The organism is Roseobacter sp. HKCCD7870, assembly GCF_037830315.1.
Lineage (GTDB): Bacteria > Pseudomonadota > Alphaproteobacteria > Rhodobacterales > Rhodobacteraceae > M30B80.
Window position 1 is genome coordinate 332,699 of sequence record NZ_JBBLYO010000002.1, and the last position, 12,089, is coordinate 344,787.

The 12,089-nt window shown below is 56.3% G+C and carries 13 protein-coding genes; 9 read left to right on the forward strand and 4 right to left on the reverse strand.

Annotated elements, in window-relative coordinates:
- Positions 1-104 precede the first annotated feature (104 nt).
- Positions 105-2,384, forward strand: coding sequence for an NADP-dependent malic enzyme (locus AAC637_RS10055; RefSeq protein WP_340303448.1), 2,280 nt, complete (start codon positions 105-107; stop codon positions 2,382-2,384).
- Positions 2,385-2,402: 18 nt separating this feature from the next.
- Here AAC637_RS10055 and AAC637_RS10060 read toward each other — a convergent pair whose 3' ends face one another.
- Positions 2,403-2,654, reverse strand: a complete 252-nt coding sequence (locus AAC637_RS10060) for a hypothetical protein (RefSeq protein ID WP_340245188.1) — start codon at positions 2,652-2,654, stop codon at positions 2,403-2,405.
- A 155-nt stretch (positions 2,655-2,809) separates the two neighbouring features.
- Here AAC637_RS10060 and AAC637_RS10065 point away from each other — a divergent pair, with 155 nt between their 5' ends.
- The 8 genes from AAC637_RS10065 to AAC637_RS10100 all read left to right on the forward strand — a co-directional run bounded on the left by AAC637_RS10065 (position 2,810) and on the right by AAC637_RS10100 (position 9,919).
- A complete protein-coding gene (locus AAC637_RS10065; protein WP_340303449.1) occupies positions 2,810-4,702 on the forward strand; it encodes a propionyl-CoA synthetase in 1,893 nt (630 codons plus the stop codon).
- A 116-nt stretch (positions 4,703-4,818) separates the two neighbouring features.
- A complete protein-coding gene (locus tag AAC637_RS10070; RefSeq protein WP_340303450.1) occupies positions 4,819-5,232 on the forward strand; it encodes a cytidine deaminase in 414 nt (137 codons plus the stop codon).
- Positions 5,233-5,240: 8 nt separating this feature from the next.
- Positions 5,241-6,551 (forward strand): thymidine phosphorylase, encoded by a 1,311-nt coding sequence (locus AAC637_RS10075; RefSeq protein WP_340303451.1) that lies wholly within the window; start codon positions 5,241-5,243, stop codon positions 6,549-6,551.
- Complete coding sequence (locus tag AAC637_RS10080) at positions 6,552-7,736, forward strand: phosphopentomutase (RefSeq protein WP_340303452.1); 1,185 nt, start codon at positions 6,552-6,554, stop codon at positions 7,734-7,736.
- On the forward strand, positions 7,733-7,894 hold the full coding sequence (locus AAC637_RS10085; RefSeq protein ID WP_340303453.1) for a hypothetical protein: 162 nt from the start codon (positions 7,733-7,735) through the stop codon (positions 7,892-7,894). The genes AAC637_RS10080 and AAC637_RS10085 overlap by 4 nt, the downstream gene beginning before the upstream one ends.
- Before the next feature lie 10 nt (positions 7,895-7,904).
- The gene (locus tag AAC637_RS10090) at positions 7,905-8,891 is read left to right on the forward strand and encodes an adenosine deaminase (protein ID WP_340303454.1); all 987 of its coding nucleotides are present in this window, start codon (positions 7,905-7,907) and stop codon (positions 8,889-8,891) included.
- A 10-nt stretch (positions 8,892-8,901) separates the two neighbouring features.
- On the forward strand, positions 8,902-9,540 hold the full coding sequence (gene upp, locus AAC637_RS10095) for a uracil phosphoribosyltransferase (protein ID WP_317655453.1): 639 nt from the start codon (positions 8,902-8,904) through the stop codon (positions 9,538-9,540).
- Between the two features lie 82 nt (positions 9,541-9,622).
- Complete coding sequence (locus AAC637_RS10100) at positions 9,623-9,919, forward strand: SPOR domain-containing protein (protein ID WP_340303455.1); 297 nt, start codon at positions 9,623-9,625, stop codon at positions 9,917-9,919.
- A gap of 5 nt (positions 9,920-9,924) precedes the next feature.
- Here the strand turns inward: AAC637_RS10100 and AAC637_RS10105 are convergent, their stop codons facing one another.
- From AAC637_RS10105 to AAC637_RS10115, 3 genes are read right to left on the reverse strand one after another with little or no spacing between them, the layout of a single operon-like run.
- Positions 9,925-10,947: a hypothetical protein gene (locus AAC637_RS10105; protein WP_340303456.1), complete on the reverse strand. Its 1,023-nt coding sequence runs from the start codon at positions 10,945-10,947 to the stop codon at positions 9,925-9,927.
- Between the two features lie 15 nt (positions 10,948-10,962).
- On the reverse strand, positions 10,963-11,616 hold the full coding sequence (locus AAC637_RS10110; RefSeq protein ID WP_340303457.1) for a glutathione S-transferase family protein: 654 nt from the start codon (positions 11,614-11,616) through the stop codon (positions 10,963-10,965).
- A gap of 22 nt (positions 11,617-11,638) precedes the next feature.
- Positions 11,639-12,061: a MerR family transcriptional regulator gene (locus AAC637_RS10115; RefSeq protein ID WP_317655448.1), complete on the reverse strand. Its 423-nt coding sequence runs from the start codon at positions 12,059-12,061 to the stop codon at positions 11,639-11,641.
- Positions 12,062-12,089 lie beyond the last annotated feature (28 nt).

Sequence of the window (12,089 nt, forward strand, 5' to 3'; positions counted from 1 at the left end):
CAAACGGGATTTACCCTTTCCTAGGTGATAGTTTAACGTTAAACTAATTGCGGAGGGCGGCCGTTTGCGGCTGTTTGGCGACCATAGCCGATTGGGAATAGATCATGACTGAAGATAGCAACGACAGTTTGCGCCAGCGCGCGCTTGCCTATCATGCAGGCCCAAAACCAGGAAAATTAGAGGTGCGCGCGACCAAGCCTTTGGCGAATGGGCGCGACCTGTCCTTGGCCTATAGCCCCGGCGTTGCTGAAGCCTGCCTTGAAATCAAAGCAGACCCCGCCCATGCCGAAAGCTATACAGGACGCGGCAACCTTGTCGCCGTGGTGACCAATGGCACGGCTGTGCTAGGCCTTGGTAATATTGGCGCACTCGCCTCAAAGCCTGTGATGGAGGGGAAGGCCGTTCTTTTCAAGAAATTCGCTGGCATCGACTGCTTTGACATTGAATTGAACGAGAGCGACCCCGAGAAATTGGCGGATATTGTTTGCGCGCTTGAGCCAACCTTTGGCGCAATCAATCTTGAGGATATCAAAGCGCCAGATTGTTTTATCGTAGAAAAACTGTGCCGTGAGCGAATGAATATTCCCGTTTTCCATGACGACCAACATGGAACGGCGATTGTCGTGGGCGCGGCCGCAACCAATGCGCTGCGTCTTGCGGGGAAATCCTTTGCCGATATCAAGGTCGTGTCTACGGGCGGCGGTGCGGCGGGGATTGCCTGCCTCAATATGCTGCTGAAACTGGGCCTCAAGCGTGAGAATGTTTGGCTCTGCGATTTGGATGGTCTGGTCTATCAGGGCCGTGAGGCGGGAATGACCCCGCAAAAGGCCGAATATGCCCAAGGGGATAGTCCTGCTTCCTTGAGTGATGTGATCGAGGGGGCGGATTTGTTCCTTGGCCTGTCTGGCCCGGGTGTTTTAACGCGCGAGATGGTTGCGCGCATGGCAGATCGTCCTGTGGTCTTTGCCTTGGCGAACCCGAACCCAGAAATCACCCCCGATGATGTGCGCGCGGTAAAGCCTGACGCGATCATTGCCACGGGGCGGTCAGATTTTCCTAATCAGGTGAACAACGTCTTATGCTTTCCGTTCATCTTCCGCGGCGCCTTGGATGTCGGCGCAAGCGAAATCAATGACGCGATGCAAATTGCCTGTATTGAAGGCATCGCCGCCTTGGCGCGCGCCACCACCAGTGCCGAAGCGGCGGCGGCCTATAAGGGCGAGCAGCTGACCTTTGGCCCTGACTACCTGATCCCCAAGCCGTTTGACCCGCGCCTGATGGGTGTGGTGGCCAGTGCCGTGGCCGAGGCGGCTATGAGTTCGGGTGTGGCGAAGCGGCCCATTGATGACATCGCCGCCTATCGCGCCAAACTTAATCAGGCGGTGTTCCGCTCTGCGCTTATCATGCGCCCTGTCTTTGCCGCAGCGGCCACTACGACCCGCCGTATCGCTTTCGCAGAAGGCGAGGATGAGCGCGTTTTGCGTGCGGCCCAAGCCATGCTTGAGGAAACCACAGACACCCCCATTCTTATCGGTCGTCCCGATGTGATTGAAATGCGAGCCGAGCGGGCAGGCCTGACCATCCGCCCGCGGGTGGATTTCGAAATCGTAAACCCCGAAAATGACCCGCGCTATCGGGATTATTGGGGCAGCTATCACAGCGTGATGGAACGTCACGGGGTGACCCCCGATTTGGCCCGTGCGATTATGCGCACCAACACCACCGCCATCGGCGCGGTCATGGTGTATCGCGAAGAGGCAGACAGCTTAATCTGCGGCACCTTTGGCCAGTATTTGTGGCACTTGAAATATATCAGCCAGCTTTTGGCCCGTGACGGGTTACATCCTGTTGGGGCGCTGTCCTTAATGATTTTGGAAGATGGGCCGCTCTTTATTGCCGATACGCATATTCATGCGCAGCCCACCCCAGACCAAATCGCCGAGACGGTGATTGCCACAGCCCGTCATGTGCGCCGTTTTGGCATCGCGCCAAAAATTGCGCTGTGTTCTGGCAGTCAATTCGGCAATCTCGACAGTGATAGTGGGCGGCGGATGCGTGCGGCGCTCGATATTCTGGACGCGATGTCGCTTGATTTCGCCTATGAGGGCGAGATGCATATCGACAGCGCGCTTGATCCTGAACTGCGCGCCCGAATTTTCCCCAATTCGCGCCTTGAGGGGCAGGCCAACGCGCTTGTCTTTGCCAATACTGATGCCGCTGGGGCGGCACGGAACATCCTAAAGATGAAGGCGGGCGGGCTGGAAGTCGGGCCGATTCTTATGGGGATGGGCAATCGCGCGCATATCGTCACCCCCTCAATCACCGCGCGGGGGCTGTTGAATATCTCCGCCCTCGCAGGCACGCCTGTCGCCACCTATGGCTGACAGGCGCACTGCCGCGCCTTAGCCAAAGGTGATGCGCAACAGTGTGAGAAACATCAATGCGGTTGCCCCAAGCGCCGAGATGATCAGTGCGGGAAAACCCCAAATCAGAACGGCCGAGGCAACAGCCGATACAACCATGATAATAAGGGCAAAACTGTTGTCTACTTCGCCCTCGACCACCTCGCGCGCGATGCGCCCGATGACGGGCAGGCGATAGGTGACATGGCGTGTGATATAGTGGCTTGTGTCTTCGTTTAAGGACATGGTCATGGTGGAGGCTCCTGTTCGATATTCCTCCATCTAACGTCCCCGCCGTTAAAACAAAGTGGCGCATGGTCGCAGTTTTCGCGCCTGCGTCAAAGTCACCTTCTTGCGCAAGCTATGGTTGAAGGGATAGAAAATTGCGCAAGCAAAGGGAGGCCCGCATGAGCTATCAAAAGATTTATGAGTATGCCCGTTCCAACCCAGAAGGGTTTTGGATGGAGGCTGCTTCTGCCATTGATTGGGATGTTGAACCATCCCACGCGCTGTCCGATGAAAACGCGCCTCTTTATGAATGGTTTGCAGATGGTCAACTGAATGGTTGTTGGAACGCGGTCGATCGCCATGTTGCCGCAGGCCATGGGGATCGCACCGCTATCATCTATGACAGCCCCATCACCAGCACGGTTCAGAAGATTTCCTATGCAGAATTGCAAGAACGTGTCGCGCTTCTGGCGGGTGGCCTTCAGGCCAAAGGTGTGACCAAAGGGGATCGGGTCATTATCTATATGCCGATGGTGCCACAGGCAGTTGAGGCGATGCTTGCCTGCGCACGTATTGGCGCGGTGCATTCGGTGGTCTTTGGCGGCTTTGCTGCGGCTGAATTGGCGGTGCGCATTGATGATGCGCAACCCAAATGTATCATCGCCGCCTCCTGTGGCCTCGAGCCGGGCCGCGTGGTGCATTATAAACCGCTTTTGGATGCGGCTATCGAGGCCGCCGCCCATAAGCCAGATTTCTGCGTGATCTTTCAGCGCGAGCAAGAAGTGGCAAGCTTGACCGATGGGCGCGATGTCGATTGGTATGGCTTCCAACACGGGGTTGCGCCTGCGCCTTGTGTGCCCGTCGAGGGCAACCACCCCGCCTATATTCTCTACACCTCTGGCACAACGGGCCAGCCAAAGGGCGTTGTGCGCCATACAGGCGGCCATCTGGTTGCGTTGAATTGGTCAATGCGCAATCTCTACGACATGAACCCCGGCGAGGTGTTTTGGGCCGCCTCTGATGTGGGTTGGGTCGTGGGGCATTCCTATATTTGTTACGCGCCTCTGACCTTTGGCTGCACCACAATCGTCTTTGAGGGCAAACCTATTGGCACGCCTGATGCAGGCACGTTCTGGCGCGTGATTGACGAGCATAAAGTTAAATGCCTGTTTACCGCCCCAACGGCCTTTCGCGCGATCAAGCGCGAAGACCCAGAAGGCAGCTTTATTGGAAAATATGACATCTCTAGCCTTGAATCGCTGTTCTTGGCGGGTGAGCGTGCCGACCCTGACACAATCCAATGGGCGCAGGCAAAACTTGGCGTGCCAGTGATTGACCATTGGTGGCAAACCGAAACGGGTTGGGCCATTTGTGGCAACCCATTGGGTATTGAAAAATTGCCTGTCAAAATCGGCAGCCCCTCGGTGCCAATGCCTGGGTATGATGTGCAAATTTTGGATGAGGGCGGGCATGAATTGCCTGCGGGCGAATTGGGCGCGATTGCGATTAAATTGCCCTTGCCGCCTGCAACCTTGCCTACGTTGTGGAATGCCGAAGCCCGCTTCCGCAAATCCTATCTTGAGCATTTCAAAGGCTATTACGAGACGGGTGATGCGGGATATAAGGATGAAGACGGGTATCTTTATATCATGGCGCGCACGGATGATGTGATCAACGTGGCGGGTCACCGCTTGTCGACAGGTGGGATGGAGGAGGTTCTTGCCTCCCATCCAGATGTGGCTGAATGCGCGGTGATCGGTGTGGCAGATGATCTCAAAGGGCAAATGCCTCTGGGGTTTTTGTGTCTCAATAAAGGGGCGACCAAAGATGCGGCAGATGTCGTGTCTGAATGCGTGAAACTTGTGCGTGACAAAATCGGCCCCGTTGCGGCGTTCAAATTGGCCGTTGTGGTGGATCGCCTGCCCAAAACCCGTTCGGGTAAGATTTTGCGCGGCACAATGGTGAAAATCGCCGATGGCGAAAGCTATAAAATGCCTGCAACAATTGATGATCCTGCGATTTTAGACGAGATTGCAGTGGCCTTGAAAACTTTGGGCTACCCCAAAGCCTAAGGCGGGTTTGACGAGACGGGATGAAGGGCGGGCCTTTGGGCCCGCTTTTTCTTTCGCCTTGCGTGCATCGGTTCGTCAGGACAGATTGAGGCAACGCAATTCAAGGAGTGCGGATCATGCCCCAGACAAAGACACCAGACCCCGCATTGATGGCCGCCGCCGCAGAAATCCGTCCGCGCGCCTATGCCCCGTATTCGGGCTTTGCAGTCGGTGCTGCGCTGCGTGGGGCAGATGGGCAGATTTACCAAGGGGTGAATGTCGAAAACGCGGCCTATCCCCAAGGCACCTGTGCCGAGGCGGGCGCAATTTCAGCGATGATTGCCGCAGGCTGTCATGAGATCCTAGAGGTTGCGGTGATCGCAGATAGCCCCGTTCCTGTCGCCCCTTGTGGAGGGTGTCGCCAAAAATTGCGGGAATTCAGCAGAGATGAGGTGCTGATCACCATGGCCACAACGCGCGGCACAGGTCAGGCGATCCTGAGCATGGCGGACATTCTGCCTGGCGCCTTTGTCAAATCGGCGATGGAATAGGGCAGATCATGGCCGATCCGCGCAGCATCTTGGCAAAATTGCGAGAGGGGCAAGCCCTGACCGAATTTGAGATGTTTGCCTTTGCCGAAGGGTTGGCGGATGGCACTGTCAGCGATGCGCAGGCGGGGGCCTTTGCGATGGTCATATGTTTGCGCGGTCTCAGCCTTGAGAACCGCACCCATCTGACCCATGGGATGCTGGAAAGTGGCACGGTTCTGGGGTGGTCACTGGATGGCCCTGTGATCGACAAACATTCCACAGGCGGGGTGGGCGATTGTGTGTCGCTGATCCTTGCCCCTGCCTTAGCGGCGTGCGGGGCCTATGTGCCGATGATTTCAGGGCGCGGCTTGGGGCATACGGGCGGCACTTTGGACAAACTTTCGGCAATTTCGGGCTTGCAGATTGATGTCTCCATTGAGGATTTGCAAAGCATTGTGGGGCAAGTGGGCTGTGCGATTGTCAGCGCCAATGCCGATATCGCCCCTGCGGATCGCAGGCTTTATGGATTGCGTGATATCACCGCCACTGTGCCAAGCATTGATTTGATCACGGCCTCTATTTTGTCCAAGAAATTGGCAGCAGGGCTAGAGGCCTTGGTGTTAGATGTTAAATGCGGCACGGGTGCCTTTATGCAAACCCCGCAAGAGGCCGTGCAACTGGCTCAATCCTTGGTGGATACAGCGCAAAGTGCGGGCTGTAAAACCACGGCGCTTGTCACCGATATGAACCAACCGCTTGCGCGTGCAGCGGGCAATGCTTTGGAAATGATGGAGGTGATGGAGGCGCTGTGCAGTCCAAAGCTCGACAGTGATCTGATCCGCGTAACCATCAGCCTTGGGGGCGAGGTTTTGGTGCAAGCGGGGCTTGCGGTTGATGCGGCGGCAGGTGAGATGGCACTGACAAACGCGCTGACCCAAGGTCACGCCGCCGAGGTTTTTGGCCGTATGGTCGCGGCGCAAGGGGGCGCTACGGATTTTGTGGCGCGTTGGCGAGATCGCTTGCCTGCAGCGCCCTATGCGGTGGATATTTTCCCGCAAAAGACGGGCTATATTCGCGCAATTGACGCCCGCACCTTGGGCGAGGTTGTGGTGCATCTTGGCGGGGGGCGCCTACAGGCAGAGGATCAGATCGACAAACGCGTGGGTCTGTCCGACATCCAGCGGATTGGTGATTTGGCCGACCCTACGACCCCGCTTTTGCGCCTTCATGCGCGCGACCCTGAGATTGCCAAACATATGGGGGCAATCCTGTTAGACGCCTTCATCCTCTCCGAAGAAAGACCGCCGCGCCCTGTCTTGATCCATGAAAGGATCGGCTGAATGGCGCGCGGATTTTTGGTGGTGATGGATTCTGTTGGTATCGGGGGCGCGCGAGATGCAGACCGATATTTCAATGTGGGCCATCCCGATACTGGTGCGAATACCGTGGGCCATATCGCGCAGGCACAGGCGCTGAGAGTGCCGAATTTGGATGGTCTGGGTCTTGGGGCCGCTTTGCATCTGGCAAGCGGCATTTGTCCTGCACCCCTGACATCGGCCGCACCGAATGCCATTTGGGGTGTGGCCGAAGAATCCGCCAAAGGCAAAGACACGCCATCAGGCCATTGGGAATTGACGGGCTGCGCCTTGCCTTGGGATTGGCACTATTTTCCCGCCACCGTTCCCAGTTTCCCTGAGGCTTTGGTCGCGGCGGTTCGATCTATCGCAAGTGTTGGGGGGATTTTGGGCAATTGCCACGCCTCTGGCACTGAGATCATCGAACGCCTTGGGGCGCAACATCTGCAAACGGGGCATCCGATTTGCTACACCTCCGCCGATAGTGTCTTTCAGATTGCCGCGCATGAAGAGGTCTTTGGGCTAGAGCGTCTCTACGACCTGTGCGAAAGGCTCGCCCCGCAGTTGCACGCGATGCGGGTAGGGCGGGTGATCGCGCGGCCCTTTACGGGTCGCGTAGGCGCATTTGAGCGCACTGAAAACCGCCGCGATTACGCGATGATGCCGCCCAACCCAACCCTGTTGGATCACGCATCTAAGGCAGGGCGCGCGGTCATTGCAATTGGCAAAATCAGCGATATTTTCGCGCATCGTGGTATCACAGAAAGTCATAAAGGAAGTGATGCCCGGCTGATGGAACATCTGGCCCACGCGGTTGATTGCGCCCCCGATGGTAGCCTCACACTCGCCAATTTCGTTGAGTTTGATGCCCGTTTTGGCCATCGCCGCGATGTGGCGGGTTATGCGGGTGCGCTGGAATGGTTTGACGCAGCGATTGCGCCAATTATCGCTGCGCTGCGCGCGGGTGACATGCTGATTTTAACCGCGGATCATGGTAATGATCCCACATGGGTTGGCACGGATCACACCCGTGAACGTGCCCCATTTTTGGTCGCGGCCCCTGACCATGCACCCCAAGGGCTAGGCCTTCGGGCGTTTGCCGATATTGGCGCAAGTCTTGCTGCGCATTTGGGGCTTGGCCCCCTTCAGATTGGAACCCCTGCCTTATGAGCCAGATTGACAGCCAAATCATCTATGCCGCCATGACCTTTGTCGCCGCCCTATTTGGTGTGCGTTTGGCCGCGCGGGTCTTGTCGCAGCGGGTGATCTCATGGCGCGCGGCCACCTTATTTGCCATATTGGTCACCGCGCTTGGCTATTATTTCTAGGGGAAGTGCAATGCCAGATATGGCCCGCGTCAAAAAGGTTGAATTGCACCTTCATCTTGAGGGGGCGGCACAGCCTGATTTTATTGGTCAGGTTGCCTTCGAAAAAAAGGTGGATTTATCGGGTATTTTCACCGCGCAAGGCGGCTATGACATTCATGATTTCGTGCATTTTCTACGCGTCTATGAGGCGGCAACATCGGTTCTCACCACGCCCGAAGATTATGCGCGTCTGACGCGGTCTGTGCTTGAGGCATCCGCAGGCCATGGGGTGGTTTATTGCGAAACCTTTTTGTCCCCTGATTTTTGTGGTGGGGGGGATATTGGTGCTTGGCGTGAGTATCTTTTTGCAATGACCGAAGCCGCAGATGCCGCCGAGCGAGATTTTGGGATCACGATGCGGGGCGTGATTACGGCGGTTCGTCATTTCGGGCCAGATCAGGCGAAACGGGCCGCGCGCTGTGCTGCGGAAACGGCGGGACGCATGATTTGCGGCTTTGGAATGGCGGGGGACGAAAAGATTGGCCATGTGCGCGATTTTTCATGGAGCTTTGATTGCGCGGCCGAGGCAGGACTGCCCTTCACCATTCATGCAGGCGAATGGGGGGGCGCGCAATCGGTGCGCGAGACGCTAGATGCCTATAATCCGCCCCGTATCGGGCATGGTGTCGAGGCGATCAGTGACCCTGACTTGGTCGCACGCCTTGCCGATACGGATGTTGTTTTGGAATGCTGCCCTGTGTCGAATGTCTTTCTTGGGGTTTTCCCAAATTGGAAAAGTCATCCGCTTGCGCGGCTTCGCGAGGCTGGGGTCAAGGTAACCGTGTCAACCGATGATCCGCCCTTTTTTCACACCAATATGAGCCGTGAATATGAGGCCTTGGAACAGCATTTTGGATGGGGTGAGGCAGAATTCACGGAAATAAACCAAACCGCGCTTGCGGCGGCCTTTTGTGATGAGGAGACCCGCGCGCGCGTTGCAAAACGGCTTGAACGCTAGGGGGAAGACTATGCCAGAATTTGATACGCTGACCATCGTGACCCATCCGCTTGTGCAACATAAGCTGAGCTTGATGCGCGACAAAAACTGCGCGTCCCAAGATTTTGCGCGCCTGTTGACCGAAATTTCGATGCTGATGGCCTATGAGGTTACCCGCGATTTGGCGGTTACAACCACCGCCGTTGAAACCCCGCTTGAGGTGATGGATGCGCCGACACTTGCAGGGAAAAAACTGGCTTTGATTTCGATTTTGCGGGCGGGCAACGGAATGCTTGAGGGGATGCGCGCCGTGATCCCTGCTGCGCGGGTTGGATTTGTCGGGCTGTATCGCAATGAGGAAACGCTTGAGCCCGTGGATTACTATCTCAACCTGCCCTCGCACCTGTCCCAACGTCATGTCATCGCCCTAGATCCCATGCTGGCCACGGGCAATTCGGCGGCTGCGGCGGTGGATAAAATCAAATCGGAAGGGGCCGTTGATATCAGTCTGATGACATTGCTGGCCGCCCCTGAGGGTGTCAGGACATTCGCCGCTCGCCATCCTGATGTGCCAATTTTTACCGCGGCCTTGGATCGCGGTTTGAACGAAAAGGGGTATATCCTTCCGGGTCTAGGGGATGCGGGGGATCGGATATTTGCCACCAAATGAGGGGCGGATATCTATTTTTTCCTTTATGTTCCTTTACTATGTCTAAATATTGATTTATTTTTGCCCCAACTCGGGGGCTTGAATGGTCAAAAAAGCAGTAAAATTTTGGGGCAGCATGGGATTTGCTGCAACGGTTCAGGCAACAGCCATGCCCGCAGTTTCCGTGACAGGTGCATTGGTTCGCGCCGCCACCTATAGCACGCGAAACGAAGCCGCGCAGACCGCCGCGCAATTGGCCCAATTTGGCATGACTGCACGGCTTGGGCGTATGGGTTTGGGATATGCGGTTCTGGTGGGCCCGTTTTCAAGTGATCCAGCAACGCAACGCGCGGAATTGGTCCTGGGTGCGGCAGGGTTCACCTTGGCCCGCATTCAGTGATCTGTTCACTCAGTGCAAATCTCCTGTAGGGCAACCCATCTCGTATCTTCTAACAAGGGCGCATTTGGCGCTGTCCGAAGGGGGTCTGCCTCGATTAGGCTGAGGGTGTTTTCACCCGAAATATCGAGTGCGTAGGCGTAAGGCTGCGAGGAAATCTCGGCCTGTGCAAATTGCGATAAAAGCGCCTCATCGGCAACATCTGTTGGTGTTTCGGTCAGCAGACTGGCGGCGCGCGCAGCCAGATGCGTTTCGCTGATCTCGCCTGTGGTCAACAGTCGAAATGTCGCCCACAAACCCGCCTCTTGCAGCAGGGCTTGGGTGGGGTTGCTGTCAACCAAGCGGATATATTCCGACAATAAAAACCCTGCCAACACATCAGGGCTTTGGTAATCCTCAACCACGGATCGGTTCAGCACGATCAAATCGCCGGGCAAATGTAGGCTTGCGGGCAGACCATCACGCAGAACCACAAGCCGAGGCACGGTTGGCGTGGCAATGAACACCCGCCGCGCAAGGGTTGCAAGCGCGGCTTGCCCTGCGGTTTGATTGCAGCTTGGCCCCGTCAGTTGGATCATCTCTGTGAGAATATCCTGACCTATTTCGCGCTTTTTTGCCTCGGGCAAGAGATGCACTGTCTGGCGCACCAATGCATCGGGCAACCAAAACAGGCCCAAGCCCAGAACCACCGCCGCGGTTGTGGCCGCCAGAATGCCACGCAACCGCCCAGGATGGGGGCGATGGCGGTCAATCATACTGCGCAGCTTTTCGATTGCGGCGATCATGTCCTCATCCGCGATCTCGAGGCTTTCGTCACTGCCCTCAACAGGCACATAAAGGGCGGGCAGCTCGCCTGGATTGACGCGGATCACCGCGGCCAGCGACCAATGGGTGAGCGCGGTTTCGGAAAGGGTCGAAATGATCAAAGAAGTGTTGCCCAAATTGATCACCACTTCGCGGCGTTGGCTGTCGCCAACATCGCGCCAAAGGCCTGTGGCCTCTAGTTTTTGATATTCCTCTAACGCGGTCACGCAATGCCCTCGCGCTTATGCATCGCGAAACCCGTCATCTTTGCCCAATGTTGGCGCAGGCATCAGGTCATAGGGATGTGCCCAATTGGATTGGTGGGCCAAGCGGGTCAGCCATGCCGAAATCGCAGGATAATCGGCGCGCGTGAAATTGAAATTTTCAGGGTAATAGAGATAGCCCGCGCAGGCGATATCCGCCGCTGAGACACTGTCGCAGGCAATCCAGTCGCGGGTGCTGAGCACCCCTTCAAGAATGGAAAGCGCGGCCTGCATCCGCCCCGTCAAATACCCAATAACGCCCGCATCTCGTTTGTCCTCGGGCGCGAAATTCATCAAGAACCGCAACGGCCCCGCAGTGCCCGAAACCTTTTGATTATCGAACAAAATCCACCGAAAGATTTCTTGACGATCTGCGGCACTCGCCCCTGCGAGTTTGCCTGTTTCATCCATAACCCAAGTTTGTATCAACCCTGATTGGGTCAGGATTTTACCCCCTGCATCTAGCACGGGAACTTCGCCCATTGGGTTTATTGCGCGAAACTCTGCACCGCGCGCCTCGCCGTTAAAGAAATCAACAAAACGGGGCTGCCAAGGCACACCTGCCAATGTCAGGCACAGCGCGGCTTTATAGGCATTTCCAGATTCCCCAAAACAATAGAGGGTGTTGGTCACGGCTCGGTTTCCTTATGTCACGTTATGACTGTGGGTCTTGATCCGATTTTCGGTCTGCCAGCATTTGCGCCACCAAATCAATTTGACTTTGCAAATCACGAATGGCTTGGCCTAACTCGGTATATTGTGCCTGCATATCGTGCAATCTTTCACGCCCAACTTCTAGGCTTCTTTCCAGTTGCGTCACTTGATTGTCGCCAAGTGCATAAAGGTCAAGCAATTGTCGCATCGCCTCTAGGCTAAAGCCAAACCGTTTGCCCTGTAAAATCAGTTTAAGACGCGCTTGGTCACTGCGGGAATAAAGCCGCTTTTGTCCCACACGCAAGGGGGCCAACAGCTCCTTGCTTTCGTAGAACCGCAGGCTGCGCGGCGTCACTTGAAACAGGGCGCACATCTCGCCGATGGTGCGAAAATCGGCCTCGCGCTGTGGGGCGTCTGATGGCATTTGCGGCATCCTCGGCTGATCCATGATG

Bases quoted from the DNA above. Each gene is read 5' to 3' on its own strand.
- AAC637_RS10070 (WP_340303450.1), top strand. From the start codon at position 4,819: ATGCCCCAGACAAAGACACCAGACCCCGCATTGATGGCCGCCGCCGCA.
- AAC637_RS10065 (WP_340303449.1), top strand. From the start codon at position 2,810: ATGAGCTATCAAAAGATTTATGAGTATGCCCGTTCCAACCCAGAAGGG.
- AAC637_RS10055 (WP_340303448.1), top strand. From the start codon at position 105: ATGACTGAAGATAGCAACGACAGTTTGCGCCAGCGCGCGCTTGCCTAT.
- AAC637_RS10075 (WP_340303451.1), top strand. From the start codon at position 5,241: ATGGCCGATCCGCGCAGCATCTTGGCAAAATTGCGAGAGGGGCAAGCC.
- AAC637_RS10090 (WP_340303454.1), top strand. From the start codon at position 7,905: ATGCCAGATATGGCCCGCGTCAAAAAGGTTGAATTGCACCTTCATCTT.
- upp (WP_317655453.1), top strand. From the start codon at position 8,902: ATGCCAGAATTTGATACGCTGACCATCGTGACCCATCCGCTTGTGCAA.
- AAC637_RS10085 (WP_340303453.1), top strand. From the start codon at position 7,733: ATGAGCCAGATTGACAGCCAAATCATCTATGCCGCCATGACCTTTGTC.
- AAC637_RS10100 (WP_340303455.1), top strand. From the start codon at position 9,623: ATGGTCAAAAAAGCAGTAAAATTTTGGGGCAGCATGGGATTTGCTGCA.
- AAC637_RS10080 (WP_340303452.1), top strand. From the start codon at position 6,552: ATGGCGCGCGGATTTTTGGTGGTGATGGATTCTGTTGGTATCGGGGGC.
- AAC637_RS10115 (WP_317655448.1), bottom strand. From the start codon at position 12,061: ATGCCATCAGACGCCCCACAGCGCGAGGCCGATTTTCGCACCATCGGC.
- AAC637_RS10060 (WP_340245188.1), bottom strand. From the start codon at position 2,654: ATGACCATGTCCTTAAACGAAGACACAAGCCACTATATCACACGCCAT.